This is a genomic window from Actinomadura fulvescens, assembly GCF_039533225.1.
Lineage (GTDB): Bacteria > Actinomycetota > Actinomycetes > Streptosporangiales > Streptosporangiaceae > Spirillospora > Spirillospora fulvescens.
In genome coordinates this window covers 827,621-853,700 of sequence record NZ_BAAATD010000002.1, presented here as the reverse complement: position 1 = coordinate 853,700, position 26,080 = coordinate 827,621, and the positions used below count along the sequence as shown (strand labels likewise).

Here is a 26,080-nt window from a genome sequence, read left to right as displayed (position 1 = left end):
TCACCCGTTCGGCGACGCGGCGGGGCCGTCACCCTTCGCCGCCGTGACGCGTGTGGGCGTCGAGCCACTCGGGAGTCGCTTCGAGGTCCTCGCGCAGCGCGCGGGCGTCCGGCGTCCGCCGCTCCCGGTCCGGTTCGAGCGCGCGGGAGAGCGCCCGGCGCAGGCTCGGCGAGACCGGCAGGCCGGACAGGTCCGGTGTGCCGTTCAGGACCTCGTGGAAGATCGCGGCCATGTCGTGCTTGCCCGCCCACGGGTGCTCGCCCGCCAGGCAGAAGTACGCGACCAGCCCGAGGGCGTACAGGTCCGTCCGCGGGTCCGGGGTCTCGCCCCTGACCTGCTCGGGGGACATGTAGCGCGGGGTCCCGATCACCCCGCCGTGCGTGATCGGGGTGTTGTCGTCCATCACGCGGGCGATGCCGAGATCGACGATGACCGGCCAGTCCGGCCGCGGCATGATGACGTTCTGCGGCTTGAGGTCCAGGCGGACGATCCCCTGCTCGGCCAGGTATTCCAAGGCGCCCGTCAGCCGGTGGAGGAGGCGGACGACCTCCGCCGCGGCCAGCGGCCCCCGGTCCGTCACCAGGTCCCGGAGAGTGGGCCCGTCCAGCAGCTCCATCACGATGGCCGGGGTCCCGTCGGCACCGTCCACCACGTCGTACGACTCGACGATCTGCGGATGGCGCAGCCGCACCGCGAGCTCGGCCTCCCGCCGAGCCCGGGCGACCATCAGCGGCTGATCGGTGAGATGGGGCAGCAGCATCTTGACGGCGACCATCCGGGCGTAGAGCCGGTCGTAGGCGTGCCACACCGATCCCATGCCGCCCTGGCCGATCGATTCGCGCAGCTCGTAGCGGCCGGCGAGCAGGCGCGGCTGGTGGGCGGCGGGAATCCATTCGCTGCGCGACTCCGTCAGCTCGCCGCGCGACTCCGCCGGCCGAGGGGACGGGCGCGGCCCCGCCAGCGAGATCTCCATGGCACCGCGCTCGGACTCGTGCCGCATCGCGATGCCGAACAACGACCGCCGTACCTCGGCGGCGAGACGGTAGACCTTGTCCTGGGCGGACGGCACGTCGCCGATCATGGTCGCGGACGAGTTGAACTCGCGCGCCACCTCCAGCACGCCCTCGTCCGCCAGATGGTCGAGCAGCCGGTCCACGTTGCGCCGCGAGATGCGCAGCAGCGGGTCGAAGGCCGCGTCGTCGTCGCCCTCGCGCAGGATCTCGCCCGCGCTGAACGGGGCGCCGTCGCTCTGGAGCACCCGGTCGACCACGTAGTAGCCGCCCAGCCGCCACCGGTCCTCGTCGATCGCGACCGGGAAGAGCCGCTCGTGGCCGCCCCGCTCGAAGAAGCGGCGCAGGACCCCTTCCAGCCGGGCGAAGAACGCGACGCGCTTCGCGTTCTCCTCGTCCACCCGCAGGTACGGGCGGTCGCCCTCCCATCGCACGAACCGGTTGAACTCCTGGAGCAGCCGCCGCGGCACGCCCCTGGCCTTGAACCGCAGATAGTGGATCAGCCGCTGGAGCTCGTCGGGGTCGACCTCGGCGCCCGGCTCGACGACGTCGGCGAGCAGCCGGTCCGGGGCGTCCCAGCTGCACGGCACGTACATGTGCCAGCCGAACACGCTCTCGTAGACGCCGTTGCCGCGCGCGGCGTCGCTGAGGGCGCGGTCGTGCAGGTCCGGACCGGCGACGATCAGGAAGTGGGCGCCCGCCATCGTCAGGACGTTCTTGGTGCCGCTGAGGAGGTTCTCCACGGCCTCGCGCCCGGCCTCGTCCACGGTCAGCTTGTCGACCTCGTCGAGCACCACCACCAGCCGGAGCCGCGACGGCGCCGGGCGCGGCCACGGCCACAGCCGCCGCAGCCGCGAGCGCGGGCGGGGCAGGAGCGGCGCGTCCTGGTTGATCAGGGACACGATGCGCATGAGGTCGTGCTCGACGTCGGTCTCGGAGTAGGCGAGGAACGCCGCCTCGGTCGCCAGCGACCGGGTGTTGCGGACCGTCAGGTTGATCTTCGGGGTGACGGCGTTCACGAGCGCCTTGGCGCCGGCGCCGGTGCCGGCGCCGAGATCGAGCGCGGCGGAGCGTTCGCGCGCGTCGGACTGCGTCTCCTTGAACGAGAGCGACGTGCGCATGTACGCCAGCAGCAGGGACTGGCCCGTCTCGGGCGGAAGCCGGTCGAGCACGCCCGAGTCGCTCAGCGTCTCGAAGATCCGGCGGACCATCGCGAACAGCAGCCGTTCGGTGGTGGTGGACCGGGCGACGCTGAGCGAGACGGGCAGCACCAGCTCGCCCGGCGCGCTCCGCTCGGTGATCTCCTGCAGGGTGCGCAGCACGAGGGTGGACTTGCCGACTCCCCGGAAGCCGGTGACCAGGAACGTCCCGCCGCGCGAGTGGACGACGCGGCTGCGCAGTTCGGCGGCCAGCTCCTCGTTGCCGAGCGGCGGCAGCGCGTCCTCGCCGGCGGCCAGTGGCTCGTGCACGTACCGGAACGACTTCTTCAGCGGCACGTCGACCACACGAACCTCCCCGGACGGTCAGCGCCAGGTTAGACCGCGTCAGGGCTCCGCCGGTTCCGATTGACGCGACAATGCGCGAAGCTGTGTCACGGAGGGATGAACGTTGACGGATTGGAGCGTCTCGGGCTTCACGGAGATACGGGAGCTGGGCCGGGGGGCCCAGGGGCGCGTGGTGCTGGCCCGCCACGCCGAGCGGGGCACGCCGGTCGCGATCAAGTACCTGCCCGCCGACGCCGATCCGGAGGCCCAGGAGAGATTCCGGTACGAGGCGCGGATGCTCGGGCAGGTCGACAACCCGCATGTCGCCAGGCTCTACCGGCTCGTCGAGTCCGACGAGGGCATCGCGATCATCATGGAGGCCGTCGAGGGCGTCGCGTTCAAGACGGTCCTGGAACGGCACGGAAAGCTGGAGCCGGAGGCGGCCCTCGCCGTCCTCAAGGGTTCGCTGGCCGGGCTGGCCGCCGCGCACGCCGCTGGGGTCGTGCACCGCGACTACAAACCGGCCAACGTCGTCGTCCGCGCGGACGGCCTGAGCAAGCTCATCGACTTCGGGGTCGCCGTGCTCGCGGGCACGACGGCCGGGTCCGGCACGCCGGTCTACATGGCGCCCGAGCAGTGGCGCGGAGGTGCCGCCACCCCGGCCACGGACGTGTACGCCGCCACCTGCGTCTTCTTCGAATGCGTCACCGGCGAACGCCCCTACCGAGGCGATTTGGCCGCCCTGCGCCACGCCCACCTCGACACACCCGTCCCGCTCGACGAGGTGGACGAGCCGCTGCGGCATCTCGTGGGGCGCGGTATGGCCAAGGAAGCCGCACAGCGCCCCGCGAGCGCCTCCGCGTTCATCGCGGAGCTGGAAGAGACCGCGCGGCGCGCGTACGGGCCGGACTGGGAGTCGCGCGGCGTCCGGGTGCTCGCGGGCACGGCGCTGACCCTGGCGGCCCTCTTCCCGCTGGCCGCCGCGGGCCTGGCCCCGGCCGGCGCCGCGGCCGCCGCCGGATCCACGGCCGCGACCACGTCCACGGGCGTCTTCGCGGCCCTCGGCACCAAGGCGACCGTGGCGGTCGCCGGAACGGCCGTCGCCGGAACGAGCGCCGGGGTCTTCGGCGTGTACGAGGTCGCCAAGCCGGACGACACCCGGCGCCCCGCCGCCACCGCGACGACCCTCGCGCCCGGCCGCGACGTCTCGTTCGGCAACCTCTCCGTGCGCCTCCCCCTGGACTGGAAGTCGTACACGCTGCCCGTGTCCGACCCGCGCACTCGGAAGTCCCATCCGCCCAACTTCCGCGTCAACGTGCCGGGGCAATGCCGGATACCGAAGTTCATGCGGGACCTCCACAGGAAAGAGGGCCGCGGCCCGGAGGACTCGGAGTACTACAACAACTACTGCCCGAGCTTCGCGGTCATCCGCACGCCCTACAGCAACGACGGCCGCACCGGCTGGCACACCTTCGACATCAAGCAGATCTTCGGGCCCGAGACCGACGTCTCGCACGTCTGCCCGCCCCGCCCCGACCTGTTCGCCGTTCAGCCCATCACGCTGGTGAAGCGGGGCCTGGCGCCCGTCGGCGGACGCCAGGCCGAATACCGTGAATGGCGCATCGGCTGCGTCAAGGCCACCTCGACGTTCACCGCGACCGACGTGAGCTTCGTCCAGCGCGTCTGGTACCTGCCGCAGTCCAAGGTCCTCATCGTGGACGAGTGGAACACGCCGGGCCTCGCCGCGATCCTCCAGAAGGCCACCTGGACGGCCTGACGGTTTGGAGATCGTCATGCGCCAACCTGGGGACCGCGATCCGCGTCAGACCAGTCGGCGGATCATTGACGGGCAGGGAGCACGGCGTTGACGAAGTGGCAGGTCTCGGGGTTCGAAGAAGTACGTGAGCTGGGCCGGGGGGCCCAGGGGCGCGTGGTGCTGGCCCGCCACGCCGAGCGGGGCACGCCGGTCGCGATCAAATATCTGCCCGCCGACGCCGATCCGGAGGCCCAGGAGAGATTCCGGCACGAGGCGCGCATGCTCGGGCAGGTCGACAACCCGCACGTCGCCCGCCTCTACCGCCTGGTCGAGACCGAGCAGGGCGTCGCCATCATCATGGAGGCCGTCGAGGGCGTGCCCTTCAAGACGATCCTGGAACGCTACGGAAAGCTCGAACCCGAGGCCGCCCTCACCGTTCTCAAGGGATCTCTGCTCGGGCTCGCGGCGGCCCACACCGTCGGCGTCGTCCACCGCGACTACAAGCCCGCCAACGTCGTCGTCCCGGCCGACGGGCGCAGCAAGCTGATCGACTTCGGGATCGCCGCGTTCGAGGGCACGGCGTCGTCCGCGGGCACGCCGGTCTACATGGCGCCCGAGCAGTGGCGCGGCGGGCCCGCCTCACCGGCGACCGACGTGTACGCGGCCACCTGCGTGTTCTTCGAATGCGTCACCGGCCGCCGGCCGTACGCGGGAGACAGCCGGGCGGCGCTGAGGAAGGGCCACCTCGACACGCCCATCCCGCTGGAGGACGTGCCGGCCCCTCTGCGGCAGCTCGTCGCCAAGGGCATGGCCAAGACCCCCGAGCACCGTCCCGCCAGCGCGGCGGTCTTCGTCGGCGAGCTCGAAGAGGCCGCCCGTACGGCCTACGGCCCCGGCTGGGAGTCGCGCGGCGCCCGGGCCCTCGCCGGGACGGCCCTCGCGCTCGCCGCGTTCTTCCCGCTCGCCGCCGCCGGGCTCGTGCCGGGCGCGTCGGCCGCCGCCGGAGCCGGGGCCGGGGCCGGGGCCGCCGGGGTCGCCGGTGCCTCCACCGCGGGCTCGACCGGAGTGCTCACCGCGCTCGGCACCAAGGCCACCGTCGCCATCGCCGGAACGGCCGTCGTCGGCGCCACCGCCGGAGGCGTCGGCGTCTACCAGGCCGCCAAACCCGAGCCCAAGCCGCGGCCGGTGGCCGTCAGGACCTCGCCCGTGGCCGCCGGCGTCCCGGTCACGATGGGCAGGCTGCGCCTGTCCGTGCCCAAGGGATGGGCGGCCCGGCGCCTGGGAGGCCAGGGCGTCAACTACCGGATCGACGTGCCGGGCCGCTGTCCGTCCGGAGCCGGGTTCCCCAGCATGAAGGACGGCATGTACAACTACGGGTGCCCGAGCTTCGCGGTGCTGGACGAGTACTACCTGCTCTGGAAGAGCCAGGAGCAGCACGACGGCACCTACCGGCCGGGCAGGGCGTTCCATCCGGCGAACGACCCGGGAGGCGTGTGCCCGCCCAACCCGGTCAAGTACCGGATGCGCGCTCCCGACAAGCTCATGAAGAAGGGGATCGCCCAGGTCGGCGACCGCAAGGCCGAGTACTACGAGTGGCGTTTCTACTGCCTCGCCAACGACGTCAACCTCCGCCGCACGGACTCGTTCGTCCAGCGGACCTGGTTCTTCCCGCAGTCGAAGATCCTCATCGTGGACGACTGGAACACCCCCGGCCTGGAGCAGATGCTCGCCAAGGCCACCTGGCTCTAGTCGGTCAGGCCCAGCCTCTTGGCCTCCTTGGACAGCTCCTGGCCGGCGGTGACGCCCTGTAGCTCGTGCGCGAGCTCTTCGAGTTCGGAGCCGCCCGCCATGAGGGCGGTGAGCTCGTCCAGGGTGAGGTCGTCCTTGCTGTGGTACCCGATGCTGCGGCCACGCTTGAGGATCAGGAAACGGTCGCCGACCGGGTAGGCGTGGTGCGGGTTGTGGGTGATGAAGATGACGCCGAGCCCGCGTTCGCGGGCCTGGACGATGTAGCGCAGGACGACGCCCGCCTGCTTGACGCCGAGCGCGGCGGTGGGCTCGTCCAGCACGAGCACCTTCGCGCCGAAGTAGACGGCGCGGGCGATCGCGACGCACTGCCGTTCGCCGCCCGACAGGGTGCCGATGGGCTGGTCGACGTCGCGCAGGTCGATGCCCATGGCGAGCAGCTCGTTCTTGGTCGTCCGGCGCATGAAGCCGATGTCCATGAGCCCGAACGTCTTGCGCTTCTCCGACCCGAGGAAGAAGTTGCGCCACACGGGCATGAGCGGGACGACGGCGAGGTCCTGGTAGACGGTGGCGATGCCGCGGTCGAGGGCCTCGCGGGGCGAGGCGAAGGAGACCGCCTCGCCCTCGACGTGGTAGGTGCCGGTGTCGTGGCGGTGCAGGCCCGCCACGATCTTGATGAGGGTGGACTTGCCGGCGCCGTTGTCGCCGAGCACGCAGGTGACCTCGCCCGGCGAGACCTCCAGGGACACCTCGCGCAGCGCGATGATGTTGCCGTAGTTCTTGCCGACCTCACTGAGCCGGACCAGGGGGTCGTTCATCTGGACTGCTCCACTCGGCGGCGCACGATGAGGTTGACGACGGTCGCGATGAGCAGCATCGCGCCGAGGAAGAACTTGAACCAGTCGGGGTTCCACTCGGCGTACACGATGCCCTTGTTGACCATGCCGAAGATGAACGCGCCGATGGCGGCGCCGATCGCCGACCCGTAGCCGCCGGTCAGCAGGCACCCGCCGATCACCGCGCAGATGATGTAGAAGAACTCGTTGCCGACGCCCTCGCCCGACTGCACCGTGGCGAACGCGAACAGCAGGTGCATCCCGGAGAACCAGGCGCAGAACGCGACGCCCATGAACAGGCCGATCTTGGTCCGGGTGACCGGCACGCCGACCGCCCGCGCACTGGCCGCGGCGCCGCCGGACGCGAAGATCCAGTTGCCGGCGCGGGTGCGCAGCAGGATCCAGGTCGCCACCGCGACGAGCAGCAGCCACCACAGGACCGTGATGTTGACGTTGACGCCGCCGATCACCACGTCGGACGCGAACACGCTCCGCGCCGTCGCGAACCCGTCCATGTCGCGGACCGAGTCGGTGGCGACGTTGCCCGTGACGGCCTTGGTGACGCCGAGGTTGGCGCCCGCGAGCATGAAGAACGTCGCGAGCGTGATGATGAAGCTCGGCAGCCCGGTCCTGACGTACAGCAGCCCGTTCAGGAACCCCAGCGCGAGCGTGAGGACGAGCGAGATCACCACGCCCGCCCACACGTTCAGCGTGAGCTGGTAGCTGAACAGCGCCGCGATCAGCGCCGAGGTCGTCACCATCACCCCGGCGGACAGGTCGAACTCGCCGCCGATCATCAGCAGCGAGACGCCGACCGCCATGATGCCGAACGTCGAGCCCGCGTACAGCACCGTCGAGAACGAACTGGCCTGCAGGAACGCGTCGGCGACGACGGAGAAGAACACGAACACCGCCACCGCCCCGATCAGCGCGCCGAGCTCCGGGCGGCCCAGCAGCCGCCGCAGGGGCGACTGCCGGGCGACCCGTTCGTCGGCCCTGACCGGCGGCGGCTGGACGGCTGCCTGACCCATCAGCGCGTGCCCTGCTCGGCGAACCGCTCGATCGAGGCCGCGGTGTCCTTGGTGACGATGGCCGGTCCCGTCAGCACCGGCCGCCCGCCGCCGAGGACGTTGCCGTTGTTCTTGAGCAGCCAGATCTCGTCCACCGCCTCGTAGCCCTGCAGGTAGGGCTGCTGGTCGACGGCGAACTGGATGGTGCCCGCCTTGAGGGAGGCGACCAGTTCCTTGTTCATGTCGAACGTGGCGACCTTGGCCGTGCTGCCCGCCTCCTTGGCCGAGTCGACGGCGGTGGCGGCGATCGCGGCGTTCAGGGTCAGGATGCCGTCGACGGACTTGTCGGCCTGGAGCTTGGCGGTGATGGACGACTTGACCTGCGGCATGTTGGTGCCCTGCACGAAGAGGTTCTGCATAGAGCCGCCGAAGGTCTTCTTGGCACCGGCGCAGCGGTCCTCCAGCCCCACGTTGCCCTGCTCGTGGATGACGCACAGCGCCTTCTTCGGGCCGGCCTTGGCGAGCTCCCGGCCGGCGGCCTCGCCCGCCACGGTCTCGTCCTGGCCGAAGTGCGCGACCGCGCCGTACTGCGCGGACACGTCGGCGCCCGAGTTGATCGACACGACCGGGATCTTGGCCGCGGTGGCGCGGGCGACCACGTCCTTGAGCGCGTCCGGCTTGGCGAAGGTGACGATGATGCCGTCCACCTTCTTGTCGATGGCCGCCTGGACGAGCTGGGCCTGCTTGCCGCCGTCCGGGTCGGCCGAGTAGAGGAACTCCACGTTGTCCTTGGCGGCGGCCGCCTTAGCACCTTTCTGCACTATGTCCCAGAACGTGTCGCCCGGTCCCGAGTGCGTGACCATGGCGACCTTGAGCCGCGGTCCGGCGCCGCCGACACCCGGCGTCTTCTCCGCCTCCTTGCCGCCCGACTCGCTGCACGCGCCGAGCGTCAGGGACAGCGCCCCCGCCGCCGCCAAGGCCGCGAGGCCGGACCTCCGTATGCGCTTCATGAGGCGTTCTCCGTTCTCCCCCGAGGGGTGGACTGGAAAAAGGCGAAGAGAGATCACAGGTGGGAGCGCCGGGCGTGCCGCTCCTTCTCGTATCGGGCACGGGCCTGCCGGGTCGTCTCCAGCGCCGACACCTCGGCGACCGGGACGTCCCACCAGGCGTCGCTGCCGGGCGCGGACACGAGCGGGTCGGTCTCGACGTGGACGACGGTCGTGCGCGCGGACTCCTTGGCCCGCCGGAGCGCGGCGCGGAACTCCGCGACCGTGCCGGCGCGCTCGACGTCGGCGCCGAGGCTGGCGGCGTTGGCGGCGAGATCGACCGGGAGCGGGCCGCCCTCGCGGTCGCGGTAGGCGGTGCCGAGCCGCTGGGAGCCGACCGACTCCGACAGCCCGCCGATCGAGGCGAAGCCGTGGTTGTTCACCAGGACGACGACGAGCTTGACCCCCTCGGCGACGGCGGTCACCAGCTCCTGCGCCATCATCAGGTACGAGCCGTCCCCGACCAGCACGAACACGTTCCGGTCGGGCGCCGCGAGCTTGACTCCCAGCCCGCCCGCGATCTCGTATCCCATGCAGGAGTAGCCGTACTCCACGTGGTAGCCCTTGGGGTCGCGGGCGCGCCACAGCTTGTGCAGGTCGCCCGGCATCGATCCGGCCGCGCACACCACCACGTCGCGCGGCCCGCTGACCTCGTTGACGACGCCGAGGATCTCCGACTGGGCGGGGAGCGGCGGGTGGCCGCCCCCTTGGGCGGCGAAGCCGCCTCGGGGGGTGTGGGGGGTCGTCCCCCCTCGGGCGATGCCGTAGGCGTGGTCGACGGTCGTGTTCCAGCGCGCGACCAGCACCCGGGCCTCCTCCCGGTAGGAGTCAGGGACGGCCCAGGCTCCGACGGCCTCACGCAAAGCGGCGAGCCCGCCGCGGGCGTCCGCGACGAGTGACTCCCCCGCGTGCTTGGCGGCGTCGAACAAGGCGACGTTGAGGTTGACGAACCGTACGCCCGGCCTCGCGAAGAGGCTGCGCGAGGCGGTGGTGAAGTCGCTGTAGCGGGTCCCTATGCCCAGCACGACATCGGCCTCGCGGGCCAGCGCGTTGGCGGCGGTCGATCCGGTGGCGCCGATCGCGCCCACGGCGCAGGGATGATCCCAGGCCAGCGACCCCTTGCCCGCCTGTGTCTCGGCCACGGGCACACCGGTCTGCTCGGCGAACGCGCGCAATTCCTCAGTCGCGCCCGAGTAGATGACGCCGCCGCCCGCCACGATCAGCGGCCGTTCCGCTCCCATGAGCAGCTCCGCCGCCCGCGCCAGCGCGGCCGGCTCCGGTACGGGGCGGCCTACGTGCCAGACCCGCTCGGCGAACAGCTCGTCCGGCCAGTCGTACGCCTCGGCCTGGACGTCCTGCGGCAGCGCGAGCGTGACCGCGCCGGTCTCGGCAGGGTCGGTCAGCACGCGCATCGCTGCCAGCAGCGCGGACGGGAGCTGCTCAGGACGGTTGATCCGGTCCCAGTACTTCGACACCGGCTTGAGGCAGTCGTTGACCGACACGTCGTACGAACGGGCGTCCTCAAGCTCCTGGAGCACGGGGTTGGCGCTGCGCGTGGCGAAGACGTCGCCCGGGAGGAGCAGCACGGGGAGGCGGTTGACCGTGGCCAGCGCCGCGCCGGTGACCAGGTTGGTCGCCCCGGGACCGACCGACGTCGTACAGGCGTAGGTGCGCAGCCGGTCCTGCGTGCGCGCGTACGCGACGGCCGTGTGGACCATCGCCTGCTCGTTGCGGGCCATGTGATAGGGGAAGCCCTCCTCCAGCAGTGCCTGCCCGATCCCCGCCACATTCCCGTGTCCGAAGATTCCGAAGCATCCCGAGATCAAACGGTGACGTTCGCCGTCCCGCTCGGACCACTGGTGCGCCAGGAAGCGGACGGCTGCCTGCGCCACGGTGAGCCTGGTCATCGTTCCTCCACCGACGTCAGCGGGAGCCTCGGATCGACGGCCTGCGTGGTCCACGTCTCCCGGATCCAGGTGTGGGCCGGGTCGTCGCAGATCCGCCAGGCGCGTTCCTCCGAGGGCCCGGCCATCACGTTCAGGTAGTACAGATCGTGGCCCGGCACCGCCATCGACGGCCCGTGCCAGCCGTGCGGGATCAGCACGACGTCCCCGGTGCGGACCTCTTCGAGCACATCGGTCGAGCCGTAGACCCGCTGGTAGGCCATCCCGGACGGCCCCTCGACCTCGAAGTAGTAGATCTCTTCCAGGACGGACTCGGCCGGCGTCTCCTCGTCGTGCTTGTGCGGCGGGAACGACGACCAGCAGCCGCCCGGGGTCAGGACCTCGCAGGCGATGAGCTTGTCGGCGTACGGGAAGCCCTCGGGCGTGCCGAAGTTGTTGACCTGGCGGCTGGCCGGTCCCGCGCCGCGCAGCTCGACCGGCACCCCTCCCGCCGGGCCGTAGCGCGGGACGAGCCGTTCGCGGCACCGCGCGCCCGCCAGCGCGAACCGCCCCCGGCCGGTGACGGTGACCTGCGCGTCGCGCGGCACGTAGGCGAAGTCGGTGACCCGGGTGAAGACGGTGCGGCGCCCGCGCAGCTCCAGGACCTCGCCGTCGCAGGTGACGCGGCACGAGCCGGAGAGCGGCAGCACGATCATCTCGAACTCGCCCGTGCCGAACGTGTGCGCGCCGCCGGCCGGCAGTTCGAGGACGCGCAGCGCGGTGTGCTCCCAGCCGGCCGTCTCGGGCGTGACGACCAGGCCGTACGGCTCGTCGGCGGTCGTTCCGGCGGGCAGGTGGTGCTTCATGTCGAAGCCTCTCGCAGGAGTTCGTTCACTTCGGCCTCGGACGGCATGGCGTCGGAGCACGCCAGCCGGGAGGCCACGATCGCGCCGGCGGCTCCCGCGAACGCGACGGCGCGTTCGAGCTCCCATCCGGCGAGCAGGCCGTGGCAGAGGGCGCCGCCGAACGCGTCCCCGGCGCCGAGCCCGTTCACGACCTTCACTTGTACGGGCGGGACCTCCACCATCCGGTCGGCGGTCGCGGCCAGGACGCCTTCCGGGCCGCGTTTCACGACCGCCAGTTCGACGCCGCGGCCGAGGAGGGCGCGGGCGGCGGCGCGCGGCTCCCGCTCCCCTACCGCGATCTCGCACTCCTCCAGGTTTCCGACGGCCACCGTCGCGTGCTCCAGCGCGGCCCGCGCCCAGCGCCGTGCGTGCTCGGGCGCGGACCACAGCATCGGCCGGTAGTCCAGGTCGAGCACGGTCCGTCCCGTGTGCCCGGCCAGCGCGGTCAGGGTGGCCGTCCGGCTCGGCTCCTGTGACAGGCCGGTCACCGTGGCCCAGACCATCCGCGCCGAACGGATCGCGTCCAGGTCCAGTTCCTCCGGCCTGATCTCCAGATCGGGGGCCTTCGGGTACCGGTAGAAGTAGAGCGGGAAGTCGTCCGGCGGGAAGATCTCGCAGAACGCCAGCGGCGTCGGCAGCCCCGGCACCGCCGTGACGAAGCGGTCGTCCACGCCGTACCCCCGGAGCGCCCGGTGCACGAACCGGCCGAACGGGTCGTCGCCGGTCCGGGTGATCACCGCGGCGCGGCGGCCGAGCCGGGCGGCGGCCACCGCCACGTTGGTGGGGCTGCCGCCGAGGTACCTGCCGAACGTCTCGACGTCCTCCAGCGGGACGCCCACCTGATGCGGGTAGATGTCCACGCTCACCCGGCCCATGGTGATCAGGTCGTACCGGCTCGTCACGGCGCCCCTTCCGCCAGGCACGCCTCGGCCAGGTAGTCCAGGCTCGCGCGTACGTCCGCGCACGGCCCGGCGCCGGGCGGGGGTTCGGCGGTGAGCACGGTGTCCTGCTCCATGACGTACCAGCCTTCGTAACCGGCGCTCTCCAGACTGCGGACGATCCCGGCGATGTCAACGTCCCCGCGGCCGAGCGGCCGGTACATCCCGGCGGCGACCGCTTCGGTGTATCCGGTGTGGCCCGCGCGAACCTGGCCGGCGAGCCGCGCGTCCACGTCCTTGAGATGAACGTGCGCGATCCGGGGCGTGGCGGTGCGGGCCAGCCAGGACGGGTCCGTGCCGCCGACGAGGAGGTGCCCGGTGTCGAGGCAGAGGGGGATTCCGCACTCGCCGAGGACCAGCTCGATCTCACCGCGGCCCTCGACCATCGTGCCGACGTGCGGATGCAGCACGGCGCCGCGCCCGCGGCCGGCGGCCAGCGCGCAGATCGCGTCGAGGTTGGCCAGCAGCGTGCACCAGCCCTTGGTGTCCAGGGCCGGCCGCCGGTCGTACCCGTCGAGCCCGGTGACCGCCGCCAGCACAAGCGTCGTGCCCCCGCCGAGGTCGTCGAGGGCGCGCTCGGCCTCCGGCACCGGGTCGTGCGCGGGGTCGTGCAGCACGAGGGGCACGAACCCGCCGACCAGCTCCAGCCCGTACGACGCGAGCAGCTCGTCGCGTTCACGCCGTCCGGCCGGCAGGAACCCGGCGGGACCGAGCTCGGTCGCGGTGATGCCGAGGTCGCGCATCTCGGCCAGGACCCGTCCGGGCGCCGGCTGGTGGCCCCAGCCCGGCACCTCGCACACGCCCCACGAGATCGGGGCTCCGGCGATCCTCATCGGCGCACCTCCTCGATCTCGACGACCCGGCCCTCGTGCCTGGAGAGCTCGCACGCCTCGGCCAGATAGCAGGCTTCGAGCGCCTCCTCGGGCGGGCAGGGGTTGCTCCGCCGCCCGGCGACCAGGTCGGCGAACGCGCGCAGCTCGGCGTCATAGGCGGCGGCGAACCGTTCGAGGAAGCCGCTGTAGGCCTCGGCGGCATGCCCGGACCGGCCGTCGCGTTCCGGCACGGGGGTGACGGGCGTCTGGTCGTCCAGCCCGGCGACGACGCTGTCCTTGGAGCCGAAGACCTCCAGCCGCACGTCGTAGCCGGCGGCGTTGTAGCGCGTGGCCGACGCCGTGCACAGGGTGCCGTCGTCCAGCGTGACGAGCGCGGTCCCGGTGTCGACGTCGCCGTTCGCCCGGAACACCTCGTCGCCCTTGTTGGCGCCCATCGCCATGACCCGGACCACCTCGCGGCCGGTGACGAAGCGGATGGAGTCGAGGTCGTGGATCACGCAGTCGCGGAAGAGCCCGCCGGAGGCCGGGATGTAGCCCGCGGGCGGCGGCGCCGGGTCGAAGCTGCACGACCGCACGGTGTGCAGCCAGCCGAGCCGCCCGGACGCGACGGCGTCCCGTGCCACGAGGTAACCCACGTCGAACCGGCGCTGGAAGCCGACCTGGACGGGGATCGCGGCGGCCCGGGCGGCGGCCACGGTTTGGAACGTTCCATCAAGCGTGGCGGCCAGCGGCTTCTCGCAGAAGACCGGGATCCCGGCGGCCACCCCGCAGCGCACGAGCGCGGCGTGCGCGTCGGTCGCGGCGGCCACCACCAGGCCGTCGGCCCCCGCGGCGAACAACTCCTCGACGGTGTCGACGGCCCGTGCGCCGCGCACCCTGGCGGCCAGGTCACGGGCCCGCCGCGGATCGGCGTCGGCCACCAGCAGGGCATCGATCTCGGGCAGTTCACTCAGCGCGGCGGCGTGGCGGGCGCCGATGCGCCCCGCGCCGGCCAGGGCGATTCTCATGAGCCCCCTCCCGGGTGGCGGTTGGGTGGGACCCGAGTGTGATGGAGCGTTCCAGCACCGTCAACGGCCGGCACCCGCACTGACGGCATAAGAAGACGACCGAAACCGGGAGGGCCCGCCGATTGCCGGGCTACCCGACCAAACGCTAGTTTGATCGCATGCGGGTCTTCCTCACCGGCGCGTCGGGCTTCGTCGGGTCCTACACCGTGGCCGCCCTGCTCGCGGCCGGGCACCACCCGCGCGCCCTCGTCCGCGACCCCGGCAAGACCGCCAAGGTCCTCCACGCCATCGGCGTCCCCGCCGAGCACGTCGAGCTCGTGCCGGGCGACATGCTCGACGAGGCCGCCGTCGCCGAGGGCCTCGACGGCTGCGACGCCGCCGTCCACGCCGCCGCCGCGATCGGGGTCACCGGCCGCGAGGCGGACATCGTGGAGGTCAACGTCACCGGCACCCGCAACGTCGTCGGCGGCGCCGTGGCGCGCGGGCTCGGCCCGGTGGTGCACATCTCGACCGTCGCCGTCTTCGTTCCGCCGCCCGGGCCCGTCATCACCACCGACGGGCCGCTCGCCGCGCCCCGTACCGACTACGGCAGGTCCAAGCTGGAGGCCGAACGCTACGTGCGCGCGCTCCAGGACGAGGGCGCGCCCGTCACGATCCTCTACCCCGGCGGTGTCTGCGGTCCGCGCCAGCCGACGCTCGACGCCCTGATGGAGGGGCTCGCGGGTGCCCTCGGCAAGGCCTGGCCGATGCCGCGCGGCGGCGTCTCGATCATCGACGTGCGCGATCTCGCCGAGGCCGTCGCGCGCACGGTGACCGCCGGGCGGGGCGGCGAACGGTGGCTGCTCGGCGGCCACTATCTGACCTGGCCGGAGTGCGCCGACCTCTGCGACGACCTCACCGGGGTGAAGTGCCGCCGCCTCACCGTGCCCGGCTCCGTCATGCTCGGCCTGGGTTCGGCGCTTGACCTGGCAAAGCGCGTCAAGACGTTCGACTATCCGCTGACCCGGGACGCCGCCGAGTTCATGGTCAAGCTCGTGCCGACCGACGACCGGCCCGCGCTCGACGCCCTCGGCCTCACGCTGCGGCCGGCCCGCGACACCGTCGAGGACGGGCTCCGCTGGCTGGCCGCGGCCGGCCACCTCGACGCGCGCAAGGCCGGCCGTCTCGCCCCGGACACCGCCCGCAAGGAGCAGCAGATGCCCACCCTCGTCCAGCGCACGATCGGCCCGATCATGCAGCGGGTCTCCGGCTCCCCCCTGTTCGCCAGGATCGGCCCGAAGATCGTGCCGCCGCTCGACCGTGCCCTGCACAAGGTCAGCGGCGGCCGTTTCCTGCTCGGCCAGGCGCTCGTGCCCAGCCTCGTCCTCACCACCACGGGCGCCGTGAGCGGCAAACCCCGGCAGGCACCGCTCGCCTGCATGCCCGAGCCGGACGGCACCTGGATCGTCGTCGGCTCCAACTTCGGCCGTGAGAAGCACCCGGCCTGGACCGGCAACCTCCTCAGGAACCCCGACGCCGAGGTGAGCTTCCGCGGCCGGACGGTGGCCGTCACCGCCCGCCCGCTCGACGACGCCGAACGCGCCGAAGTGTGGCCGGACCTCCTCAAGGTCTGGCCGGTGTACGACCGTTACGTCGAACGCGTCGATCGTCAGCTGCGAATCTTCCGCCTCACGCCCAAGGCTGACCTCGGTCCCGGCGCCCGTTGAAAACTCTGCAACTCTGAAATCTTCGCCGTTGACGCGGGTGATTCGCCCCGCGAATAGTGATCACGCATGAGACGTCCAAAGATCGCCGCGATCGCCGCGTTCACGGTCGCGGTCGCCGGTCTGGTCACCGCTCCGGCCGCGAACGCCCAGCCCTCCCCGCTCGCCGCCGACGGCAAGGTGACGCTCGTCCGGGTCGAGGTGACGGACGCCGGCCAGGCCGAGCGGCTCGCCGGCACCGACCTCGACATCATGACGATCCGGCCCGGCCGCGCCCAGCTGCTGCTGTACGGGCCGTCGGACGAGCGCCGGCTGCGCACCGCGGGCTTCGTCCCGACGCTCCTGGTCGCCGACGTCGCGGCGGCGAACCGGCGGGCGCGGGCGGCCGAGGACGCCCAGGCCGTACGCGGTGAACGCTCCGGGCTGCCGACCGGGCGCGTCACTTACCGGACGCTGAGCGAGACCAACGACGAGCTCCGGCGCATCGCGGCGCGCTATCCGGACCGGGTGCGGCGCTTCAAGCTCCCCCACAAGTCGCTGCTCGGCACCGACGTCTACGGCCTGGAGATCTCCAACCGGGTGCACGCCTCCGGGCACAAGCCGTCGTTCCTGCTGACCGGGATGCACCACTCGCGCGAGTGGCCGACGGTGGACCTGACGATGGAGTTCGCCTGGGACATGCTGAAGAACGACTACCGGGACCGCCGCGTCACCTCGTTGCTCGACCGGGCGAAGCTCGTCGTCGTGCCGATCGTCAACCCGGACGGGTACGAGATGTCGCGCAGCCTGGTGCAGGAGCAGAAACGTAAGAACTGCCGGGTGGAGGACGGGAAGGTACCGACCCGCGAGCAGTGCGCCGACCCGGCCAACTTCGCCAAGGGCGTGGACCTCAACCGCAACTACGGCGCGTTCTGGGGCGGGCCGGGGGCGGGCTTCTCCACCACGACCAGCAACTACCGGGGCGCCGCCCCGTTCTCCGAGCCGGAGATCCAGAACATGCGGGCGCTGCTGACCTCGCGCCAGATCACCGTCGCGATCAGCAACCACACCCCAGACGCCAGGGTGCTGCGCGCGCCCAGCGCCCCCAACGAGCCCACTCCCGCCGAGGAGGCCGCGTACGACGCGCTCGGCCGGAAGATCGCGGGTCACACCGGCTGGCAGACCGGCCCCTGGCCCGAGGTCTACTACGACGCCTCCGGCACCACCGAGGAGATGGCGTTCTACTCCTCCGGCACGTTCGCGTTCACGTTCGAGAACACGCCGGGCCACGAGGGCGCCTACCTCTTCCACCCGGAGTACAAGTACGTGGTCGACCAGTATCTGGGCACCGGCATCTACAAGGGGTCCAACGTCCGCGAGGCGTTCCTGGCCGCCTTCGAGGGCGCCGCGGACCGGTCCCTGCACTCGGTCATCAGGGGCAAGGCTCCGGCGGGCCGCACGCTCACCATCACCAAGCCCTTCACCCTGGACTCGTCCGCCGTCCGCAATCCCGACGGGACGACCGGCCCGGCGCTGCCGGTGCCGACCACGGTCACCTCGTCGATGTTCCACTTCCCGGGCGGCCGGTTCAGCTGGGACGTCAATCCGTCGCTGCGGCCGAGCCAGTACGAGAGCGTGCTGCTTCCCGAGTCGTGGACGCTGACGTGCTCGGCGTTCGGCAAGGTGCGCAAGACGGTCACCGTGTCCGTCGCACGCGGCCAGACAGCCGAAGCCGACCTCAGAGGCTGCTGACGGGCGCGGTCCGGCCTCCGGGCCGCGGACACGGAGAACGCCTGTGCCGGGCACGAGGGCCCGGCACAGGCGTTCGTGGAACGGTCAGACGCTGACGGGGGCGTCGGTGGTGGCCGGCTCCAGGGCCAGGTCCAGCACCTCACGGACGTCGCTGACGGCGAAGACCGTCATGTTCTCCAGCACCTCCGCGGGCACCTCCTCCAGGTCCGGCTCGTTCCGCTTGGGCACGATCGCGGTCGTGATGCCGAGGCGGCTGGCCGCGAGCAGCTTCTGCTTGAGCCCGCCGATCGGCAGGACCCGCCCGGTCAGCGAGACCTCGCCGGTCATCGCGACGTCCGACCGGACGGGCCGCCCCGACAGGAGCGACGCCAGGGCGGCGGTCATCGTGATGCCCGCGCTCGGCCCGTCCTTCGGGATCGCGCCGGCGGGCACGTGGACGTGCACGCCGCGGTCCTTCAGGTCGCCGACCGGCAGTTCGAGCTCCGCGCCGCGCGAGCGCAGGTAGCTGAGCGCGATCCGGGCCGACTCCTTCATGACGTCGCCGAGCTGCCCGGTGAGCGTCACGCCGGTGTCGCCGGTCTCCTTGTCGGCCAGCGACGCCTCGATGTAGAGCACGTCGCCGCCCGCGCCGGTGACCGCCAGCCCGGTCGCGACGCCCGGCACGCCGGTGCGCCGTTCGGACTTGCTGAGCTCGACCTCCGGCGTGAACCGCGGCCGTCCCAGGTAGTCCTTCAGGTTGTCCGCTCCGATCGTGATCGGCAGCTCGGCCTTCTCCAGCGCCACGTTCGCCGCGACCTTCCGGAGCACCCGGGCGATCGACCGGTCCAGCGACCGGACGCCCGCCTCCCGCGTGTACTCCCCGGCCAGCAGCCGCAGCGCGCCGTCCTCGAACGCGACCTCGGCGGGCTCCAGACCGGCCTTCTCCAGCTGGCGCGGCAGCAGGTGGTCGCGGGCGATCGTGACCTTCTCGTCCTCGGTGTAGCCGTCCAGCTGGACCAGCTCCATGCGGTCGAGCAGCGGCCCGGGGATCGCCTCGATGACGTTCGCCGTCGCCAGGAAGAGCACGTCGCTCAGGTCGAGCTCGACCTCCAGGTAGTGGTCCCGGAACGTGTGGTTCTGCTCGGGGTCCAGGACCTCCAGCAGCGCCGCCGTCGGGTCGCCCCGGTAGTCGGCGCCGACCTTGTCGACCTCGTCCAGGAGCACGACGGGGTTCATCGAGCCCGCCTCGCGGACGGCCCGCACGATCCGGCCCGGCAAGGCGCCCACGTACGTGCGCCGGTGCCCGCGGATCTCCGCCTCGTCCCGCACGCCGCCCAGGGCGACCCGCACGAACTTGCGGCCCATGGCCCGCGCCACCGACTCGCCCAGCGAGGTCTTGCCGACTCCGGGAGGACCGGCCAGCGCCAGCACGGCACCGGACCGGCGCCCGCCGACGACGCCGAGACCGCGGTCAGCGCGCCGCTTGCGCACGGCGAGGTACTCGATGATGCGCTCCTTCACGTCGTCGAGTCCCGCGTGGTCGGCGTCCAGGATCTCCCGCGCGCCCGCGATGTCGTAGGAGTCCTCGGTCCGCTCGTTCCACGGGATGTCGAGGACCGTGTCGAGCCACGTCCGGATCCAGCCGCCCTCGGGCGAGGCGTCCGACGAGCGTTCGAGCTTGTCGACCTCCTTGAGCGCGGCCTCGCGCACCTTCTCGGGAAGGTCGGCGGCCTCGATGCGCGCCCGGTAGTCGTCCTCCTCGTCCGCCGGGTCGCCGTTCAGCTCGGCCAGCTCCTTGCGGACGGCCTCCAGCTGCTGCCGCAGCAGGAACTCGCGCTGGGTCTTCTCCATGCCCTCCTGGACGTCCTTGCGGATGGTCTCCGCCACGTCCAGCTCGGCGAGGTGGTCGCGCGCCCAGCCGATCACCAGGTTGAGCCGCTCCACCACGTCGGGGGTCTCCAGCACCTCGATCTTCTGCTCGATCGAGAGGTACGGCGCGTACCCCGCGTTGTCGGCCAGCACGGAGGCGTCGTCGATCTGCTGCACGACGTCGACGACCTGCCAGGCGCCCCGCTTCTGCAGGATCGCGCTCACCAGGCCCTTGTACTCCTTGGCCAGCTCGTCCGCGCGCCCGCCGGCGGGCAGCACCTCGATCTCGGTGCCCTCGACCCACAACGCGGCGCCCGGCCCGGTGGTCCCGGTGCCGATCTGCACCCGCGACACACCGCGGACCACGGCCCCCGGCTCCCCGCCCGGAAGCCGGCCCTCCTGCTCGATCACGCCCAGCGTTCCCACCGCGGCGTACTGCCCGTTGAGCCGAGGCACCAGCAGCACCCGCGGCTTGACGGCGGACCGGATGCCCGGCCCCTTGGACTGCGCCACGGCGCGCGCCGCCTCGATGGCCGCCCGGACCTCGCCGCTCTCGGAGAGATCAAGGGGAACGACCATGCCCGGCAGAACAACCCCGTCGTCCAGGGGCAGCACCGGCAGCGTCAGGGTCTCGCTCATGCTCAGCTCCAAAGTCTCGTAGGAACCCCACCCGAAGGTTGAGTCATACACACTCAAGAAAACGGAGCACGTTTTTGTTTCCTCAGCAACGTTCGCTCTCAGCGATCACCTTGGCATCTCACCGGTTGACACACCACCACTCTAGGAATCTATAGTACTAGGAACCTAGATATATGGGGGTTCCGTGATCGAGTTCTATCTGGACGAGCGGTCGGGGTTGTCGCCGTACCTGCAGCTGGTGCGGCAGGTACGGCAGGCGCTGCGGCTGGGGCTGGTGCGGGAGGGTGATCAGCTGCCCACGGTGAAGGAGGTCGTGGCGCGGCTGGCGATCAATCCGAACACGGTGCTGAAGGCCTACCGGGAGCTGGAGCACGAGGGGCTGGTGGCGGCGCGGCCGGGGGTGGGCACGTTCGTGACGGCGACGCTGGCCGGCGCGTCGCTGGCGGCGCACGAGCCGTTGCGGCAGGACCTGCGGCGGTGGCTGGCCAAGGCTCGGCTGGCCGGGCTGGACGAGGAGAGCATCGAGGCGTTGTTCATGACGACCTTTCGGTCCGCCGCTCAGCAGGACATAGCGTGACCGCCGTCCTGCGGGCCGAGGGCCTGGGCAAGAAGTACGGGTCCCGCTGGGCGCTCAGTGACTGTGACCTGGACGTTCCCGACGGGCATGTGGCCGGGCTGGTCGGTCCCAACGGCGCGGGCAAGACCACGCTGCTCAATCTGGCCGTCGGGCAGCTGACGCCGACGGCGGGCCACATCCGGGTGCTGGGAGAACGGCCCGGGTCCGGCCCCGCGCAACTGGCCAAGGTCGGTTTCGTCGCCCAGGACACCCCCACGTACCCGGGACTGACCATCGCCGAGCACCTGCGGCTGGGGGCGCGGCTCAACCCCGGGTGGGACGACGCGCTGGCCCGGGACCGCATCGCGCGGCTCGGCCTGGACCCCGGCCGCAAGGCGGGGAGGCTGTCGGGCGGGCAGCGTGCCCAGCTCGCCCTCACCCTGGGCATCGCCAAGCGGCCCCGGCTGCTGGTGCTGGACGAGCCGGTCGCCGCCCTCGACCCGCTCGCGCGGCGCGAGTTCCTGCAAGGGCTGATGGAGGCCGCCGCCGAGCACCAGCTCAGCGTGCTGCTGTCCTCCCACCTGGTGTCGGACCTGGAACGCGTCTGCGACTACCTGGTCGTGCTCGTCGACTCCCGGGTACGGGTCGCGGGCGAGGTCGACCATCTGCTGGCCACCCACCACAGGCTGACGGGGCCGCGGCGCGACCCCGGCCGGCTCCCCTCCGACCAGCACCTGGTGACCGCCAGCCACACCGAACGCCAGAGCACCTTCGTCGTGCGCACCGAGGCGGCGATCCACGACCCCGCGTGGACGGTGACACGGCTCAACCTGGAAGACCTCGTCCTGGCCTACATGGACCAGCGCACCGAGACGCGGCGGCCCACCCTGGAGGTGCAGCGATGATCTGGCTGACCTGGCGGCAGTTCCGCGCCGCGGCCGCGATGACGGCCGCCGCGCTCGCCGCGCTCGCCACCGTACTGGCCCTGACCGGTCCCGGCATGGCCGACGACTACTCCTCCGGCATCGCCACGTGCACCACCCAGGCCAACGGCTGCTCGAACTACCTCCAGTCGTTCTTCCACGACCACCAGGTGCCCTTCCTCGCCGTCACCGCGATCGTGCTCGTCCTGCCCGCCGTCATCGGGCTGTTCTGGGGAGCACCGCTGATCGCCCGGGAACTGGAGGCCGGCACCCACCGGCTGGTGTGGAACCAGAGCATCACGCGCGACCGCTGGCTGGCCGTCAAGCTCCTGCTCGTCGGCCTGGCCTCCATGACCACCGCCGGCCTCGGCACCCTGGCGGTGACCTGGTGGTCGGGTCCCATCGACAAGGCCGCCGCGGCCAACTCCCCCGGCTTCCCGCGGATGGGGCCGCTGCTGTTCGACGCGCGCGGCATCGTTCCCATCGGCTACGCGGCCTTCGCGTTCGCCCTCGGTGTGACCATCGGGATCCTGATCCGCCGCACGCTGCCCGCCATGGCCATCACCCTGACCGTGTTCGCCGCGGTCCAGGTCGCCATGCCGCTGCTGGTCAGACCCCACCTCATTCCCCCGGTCACGGCGACCGTCCAGCTGCCCGAGGCGAAGATCGACATGATCGGCATACAAGACGGCGGGCCCCTTCACCTGAGCCTGGAATCACAGGTGCCCACTGATCTGGGTGCCTGGGTCCTGTCGAGCCGGCTCGTCGACGCCGGGGGAAAGACCGTCGGCGGTGCCATCCCCGTCTCCACCTCGTCGGGGCCCTGCGCACCCTCGCGGGAGCCCCAGAGAAGAGTGGCCGATGCGGGGCAGGGACAGCGGCTGTCGCCGTGCCTCAACGAGCTCAAGCGGCTCGGCTACCGGCATGAGCTCAAGTACCAGCCCGGCAGCCGGTTCTGGGCCTTCCAGTGGTACGAGACCGGCGTCTACGCCGTTCTGTCCCTCGGGCTGGCAGGGCTCTGCTTCTGGCTGGTCCGCAGGCGCCTGTCCTAGGAAGACGGGCCGGGGTGGCACGATGGCGGGGTGTCGGATCATGACAAATCGCACCATGACCTGGCAGGGCGGGTGGCCGAGCAGGGCTCGATCGACGCGCTGCTGGCCGCGGGCCGGACGGGGACCAGCGGGGTGCTGGTGCTGCGCGGCGAGCCCGGCATCGGCAAGACGGCCTTGCTCGGCTACGCCGCGGCCGAGTCCGGGAGCCTGCGGCTCGTCCGCGGCACCGGGATCGAGTACGAGGCGGAGCTGCCGTTCGCGGGCCTGCAGTTGCTGCTGAGGCCCGCACTCGGCCACCTCGCGGAGTTGCCGCCACCGCAGCGCCGCGCGCTGGAGGCGGTGTTCGGGCTGGGCGGGGACGCCGTGCCCGAGCCCATGCTCGTGGGGCTCGCGGTGTTGTCGCTGCTCGCGGAGTACGCCGAGGAGAGCGGCCTGCTGTGCCTGGTGGACGACGCGCACTGGCTCGACGCGGCTTCGCGGGACGCGCTGCTGTTCGCCGCGCGGCGGTTGCAGGCCGAGGGCGTGGTCATGCTCTTCGCCGCGCGGGACGGGGAGGGTTCGTTCTCCGCACCCGGGTTGCCGGAGCTGCGGCTGCCGGGGCTGACTCCAGAAGCGGCGGCGGTCGTGCTCGACAGGCATCAGCTGAGCCCCGCCCTGCGCTACCGCGTGCTCGCCGAGGCGGGCGGTAATCCCCTGGCACTGCGGGAGCTTCCCGTGGCCCTGGCCGAGGAAGGACCCGCCGCGGCGTCGTTCAGCCCGGGAGCTCTTCCGCTGACCGGCCGGCTGCAACTGGCGTTCCACGGGCAGGTCAGCCGGATGCCTGAGGCGACGCAGACTCTTCTTCTGGTCATCGCCGCCGACGAGACCGGCGAGCTCGCCGTCGTCCTGCGGGCCGCCGGGGCACTGGGCGCGGACGTCGCCGACCTGACGCCCGCCGAGACCGCCGCTCTGGTGGTGCGCGGCGCCGACGACACCGGCATCGCCTTCCGGCATCCCCTCATCCGCGCCGCCGTTCACCAGCGGGCGCCCCTGGCGCAGCGCATCGCGGTGCACCGCGCGCTGGCCGCCGCCCTCGACGCTCCCGAACACGCCGACCGCAGGGCCTGGCACCTGGCCGCGGCGGCCACCGGACCCGATGAGGAGGCGGCCGCCGCGCTGGAACGCACCGCCGCGCGAGCCCGGGACCGCGGCGGGCACCAGGCCGCGGCGGCCGCGTACGACCGTTCGGCCCGGCTGTCCGCGATGCCTGGCGCCAGGGTCCGCCGGGAGTCCCTCGCCGCCGAGTCGTCGGTGGAGGCCGGGGACCTGGAACGTGCCAAACAGCTGGCCGACCGCGCCGCCCGGCACCCCGGCGGCGATGCCCTGCACGCCAGGCTGGCCCACGTCCAAGCACTGGCCGCCTTCTGGCAGGGCTCGTATCCGGCGGCGCATCGGCTGCTGCTCGACGGCGCCGGACTCAGCCGCGGACCCGACCCGGGCCAGGCCGCCGCGATGCTGGTCCAGGCGATCCACACCGGCTGGTACCTCGGTGAGCGGCACCTCGACGGGGTCGTGGGCCGGCTGGAGTCGCTGCCCTTGCCGGAATCGGATCCCATGGCCCCGGCGGTCGACTTTCTGGTGCGGCACCTCGGCCCCGGCGATGGCGGCCGTCCTCCTGAGTTGTCCGCGGCTCTGGACGCGGTACGGGAACGGGGGCGGGCACCCGACCAGACGTTGATGGTGCTGTGCGGGACCGCGCTCGCGCACGGCCAGGACGCCGATGCCTACGAGCTGGCCCGCGCGCTCGCGGACGAGCACCGCGGCCGGGGCGGGGCGGGACGGCTGCCGACGGTGCTGTTCTTCGTCGTCGAGGGAGAGGTCTTCACCGGCCGCCACCGGGACGCTCTCACGACGGCGACCGAGGCGCTGGGACTGGCCCGCGACACCGGCCAGCGGCAGTGGATCGGCCAGTTCGGCAGCGTGCTGGCGTACCTGCGTGCCGCCGAGGGTGACGAGAGCGCATGCCGGCGGCACGCGGAGGACGGGTTCGCCGGAGCGACCGCCGGAGCGATCGCTCCCGGCGCGCCGTGGGCGCACTGGTCGCTCGGCCTCCTCGAACTCGGTCTCGGCCGGGCAGAGGCGGCGCTCGCCCACTTCGACCGGCTGGCGCGCGAGCCGATGCGTCATCACATCTGTGCCACCCGGTCCACGCCCGACCTCGTGGAGGCGGCGATCCGGGTCGGCTCCCGCGAACGCGCCGACGAGCCGTTCGCGCGCTTCGAGCGGTGGGCGGAACGGGCGCGGCGGCCGTGGGCGGACGCGCTCGTCCTGCGGTGCCGGGCCCTGCTCAGCGGCGACGAGCGGGCGGACGGACTGTACGCCGAGGCGCTGAAGCTGCACGACCCCGGTGGCCGCCCCCTGGAGTACGCCAGGACGGCGCTGCTCTACGGCGAATGGCTGCGGCGGGCCCGGCGCAAGGCCGAGGCGCGCGTCCACCTGAACGAGGCGCTGGAGGTCTTCGAGCGGCTCGGCATGCGGCCGTGGGCCGAACGGGCGCGCGGCGAGCTCACCGCGACCGGCGCGGCGGACGTGGCACCGGCGAACGGGACACAGGGCGTCGGTGCCGCGCTCACCCCGCAGGAGTTGCAGATCGCACGGCTCGCGGCCCGGGGCCTGTCCAACCGGGACATCGCCGCGCAGCTCTTCCTCAGCCATCGGACGGTGGGCTACCACCTGTACAAGGCCTATCCGAAGCTCGGGATCGCCTCCCGGGGCGACCTCAAAGATCTCGCCGCCGAGCTGGGCATCTGACAATCTTGGACAGATGACCACATCACAGCAGATATCTCCCGGCCAGATCCTCCCCGTCGACGTCGACGCCGTACCGGCGGAGGAGGTCGGCCCCGGCATCCTGGTCCGCATGCTGCCGGGCATGCAGGGGATCAGGACCTGGGTGATCGACCTCGCCCCGGGCGCGCAGTGGCCCGGGCTCGACGTCCACGAGACCTACGGCGAGGCGTACTTCGTGGTCGAGGGCGAGGTCATCGAGGGCGATCGCACGTACGGCCCGGGGACGTACGTCGCCTTCGGCCCCGAGACGAGCCACCGCCCGCGCACCGAGACCGGCGCGCGCGCCTTCGGTTTCAACTACGACGTGTGACACGTCCTCGCCCGGGACAGCAGCCGCGTCGGCGC

The 26,080-nt window shown here is 72.2% G+C and carries 19 protein-coding genes; 9 read left to right on the top strand and 10 right to left on the bottom strand.

Annotated elements, in window-relative coordinates; translation table 11 throughout:
• Positions 1-28: 28 nt before the first annotated feature.
• The gene (locus tag ABD333_RS10740) at positions 29-2,515 is read right to left on the bottom strand and encodes a serine/threonine-protein kinase (RefSeq protein ID WP_344540137.1); all 2,487 of its coding nucleotides are present in this window, start codon (positions 2,513-2,515) and stop codon (positions 29-31) included.
• Between the two features lie 103 nt (positions 2,516-2,618).
• Here ABD333_RS10740 and ABD333_RS10735 point away from each other — a divergent pair, with 103 nt between their 5' ends.
• Positions 2,619-4,271 (top strand): serine/threonine-protein kinase, encoded by a 1,653-nt coding sequence (locus ABD333_RS10735; RefSeq protein WP_344540135.1) that lies wholly within the window; start codon positions 2,619-2,621, stop codon positions 4,269-4,271.
• An 87-nt stretch (positions 4,272-4,358) separates the two neighbouring features.
• Positions 4,359-5,999, top strand: coding sequence for a serine/threonine-protein kinase (locus ABD333_RS10730; RefSeq protein WP_344540133.1), 1,641 nt, complete (start codon positions 4,359-4,361; stop codon positions 5,997-5,999).
• Here the strand turns inward: ABD333_RS10730 and ABD333_RS10725 are convergent.
• The 8 genes from ABD333_RS10725 to ABD333_RS10690 are packed head-to-tail and all read right to left on the bottom strand — an operon-like array spanning position 5,996 to position 14,454.
• Positions 5,996-6,814 carry an ATP-binding cassette domain-containing protein gene (locus ABD333_RS10725; RefSeq protein ID WP_344540132.1) on the bottom strand — a complete coding sequence of 273 codons (819 nt, stop codon included), beginning with the start codon at positions 6,812-6,814 and terminating at the stop codon, positions 5,996-5,998. The genes ABD333_RS10730 and ABD333_RS10725 overlap by 4 nt on opposite strands.
• Positions 6,811-7,863, bottom strand: coding sequence for an ABC transporter permease (locus ABD333_RS10720; RefSeq protein ID WP_344540131.1), 1,053 nt, complete (start codon positions 7,861-7,863; stop codon positions 6,811-6,813). Before ABD333_RS10720 ends, ABD333_RS10725 begins: the two co-directional genes overlap by 4 nt.
• Positions 7,863-8,852, bottom strand: a complete 990-nt coding sequence (locus tag ABD333_RS10715) for a sugar ABC transporter substrate-binding protein (RefSeq protein ID WP_344540130.1) — start codon at positions 8,850-8,852, stop codon at positions 7,863-7,865. Before ABD333_RS10715 ends, ABD333_RS10720 begins: the two co-directional genes overlap by 1 nt.
• A 53-nt stretch (positions 8,853-8,905) precedes the next feature.
• Positions 8,906-10,795: a 3D-(3,5/4)-trihydroxycyclohexane-1,2-dione acylhydrolase (decyclizing) gene (gene iolD / locus ABD333_RS10710; protein WP_344540128.1), complete on the bottom strand. Its 1,890-nt coding sequence runs from the start codon at positions 10,793-10,795 to the stop codon at positions 8,906-8,908.
• Positions 10,792-11,637 (bottom strand): 5-deoxy-glucuronate isomerase, encoded by an 846-nt coding sequence (gene iolB / locus ABD333_RS10705; protein ID WP_344540126.1) that lies wholly within the window; start codon positions 11,635-11,637, stop codon positions 10,792-10,794. The genes iolD and iolB overlap by 4 nt, the downstream gene beginning before the upstream one ends.
• Positions 11,634-12,551: a 5-dehydro-2-deoxygluconokinase gene (gene iolC, locus ABD333_RS10700; protein ID WP_410558622.1), complete on the bottom strand. Its 918-nt coding sequence runs from the start codon at positions 12,549-12,551 to the stop codon at positions 11,634-11,636. Before iolC ends, iolB begins: the two co-directional genes overlap by 4 nt.
• A gap of 23 nt (positions 12,552-12,574) precedes the next feature.
• Positions 12,575-13,447 (bottom strand): sugar phosphate isomerase/epimerase family protein, encoded by an 873-nt coding sequence (locus tag ABD333_RS10695; protein ID WP_344540122.1) that lies wholly within the window; start codon positions 13,445-13,447, stop codon positions 12,575-12,577.
• Entirely contained in the window at positions 13,444-14,454 is a 1,011-nt protein-coding gene (locus ABD333_RS10690; protein WP_344540120.1) for a Gfo/Idh/MocA family protein, read from the bottom strand. Before ABD333_RS10690 ends, ABD333_RS10695 begins: the two co-directional genes overlap by 4 nt.
• A gap of 158 nt (positions 14,455-14,612) precedes the next feature.
• Here ABD333_RS10690 and ABD333_RS10685 point away from each other — a divergent pair, with 158 nt between their 5' ends.
• Together ABD333_RS10685 and ABD333_RS10680 are read left to right on the top strand one after the other, a co-directional pair.
• Complete coding sequence (locus ABD333_RS10685) at positions 14,613-16,160, top strand: nitroreductase family deazaflavin-dependent oxidoreductase (RefSeq protein WP_344540118.1); 1,548 nt, start codon at positions 14,613-14,615, stop codon at positions 16,158-16,160.
• A 66-nt stretch (positions 16,161-16,226) separates the two neighbouring features.
• Positions 16,227-17,888 (top strand): M14 family zinc carboxypeptidase, encoded by a 1,662-nt coding sequence (locus tag ABD333_RS10680; protein WP_344540117.1) that lies wholly within the window; start codon positions 16,227-16,229, stop codon positions 17,886-17,888.
• An 84-nt stretch (positions 17,889-17,972) separates the two neighbouring features.
• Here ABD333_RS10680 and lon read toward each other — a convergent pair whose 3' ends face one another.
• Positions 17,973-20,375, bottom strand: a complete 2,403-nt coding sequence (gene lon / locus ABD333_RS10675; protein ID WP_344540115.1) for an endopeptidase La — start codon at positions 20,373-20,375, stop codon at positions 17,973-17,975.
• A 184-nt stretch (positions 20,376-20,559) separates the two neighbouring features.
• Between lon and ABD333_RS10670 the strand changes: the two genes are divergently transcribed.
• The 5 genes from ABD333_RS10670 to ABD333_RS10650 are packed head-to-tail and all read left to right on the top strand — an operon-like array spanning position 20,560 to position 26,045.
• Positions 20,560-20,952, top strand: a complete 393-nt coding sequence (locus tag ABD333_RS10670; protein ID WP_344540113.1) for a GntR family transcriptional regulator — start codon at positions 20,560-20,562, stop codon at positions 20,950-20,952.
• Positions 20,949-21,836, top strand: coding sequence for an ABC transporter ATP-binding protein (locus ABD333_RS10665; protein WP_344540111.1), 888 nt, complete (start codon positions 20,949-20,951; stop codon positions 21,834-21,836). Before ABD333_RS10670 ends, ABD333_RS10665 begins: the two co-directional genes overlap by 4 nt.
• Complete coding sequence (locus ABD333_RS10660; RefSeq protein WP_344540109.1) at positions 21,833-22,906, top strand: ABC-2 transporter permease; 1,074 nt, start codon at positions 21,833-21,835, stop codon at positions 22,904-22,906. Before ABD333_RS10665 ends, ABD333_RS10660 begins: the two co-directional genes overlap by 4 nt.
• Positions 22,907-22,936: 30 nt before the next feature.
• Positions 22,937-25,696, top strand: a complete 2,760-nt coding sequence (locus ABD333_RS10655; RefSeq protein ID WP_344540107.1) for a helix-turn-helix transcriptional regulator — start codon at positions 22,937-22,939, stop codon at positions 25,694-25,696.
• A 13-nt stretch (positions 25,697-25,709) separates the two neighbouring features.
• The gene (locus ABD333_RS10650; RefSeq protein WP_344540106.1) at positions 25,710-26,045 is read left to right on the top strand and encodes a cupin domain-containing protein; all 336 of its coding nucleotides are present in this window, start codon (positions 25,710-25,712) and stop codon (positions 26,043-26,045) included.
• The last annotated feature ends 35 nt before the right edge of the window (positions 26,046-26,080 follow it).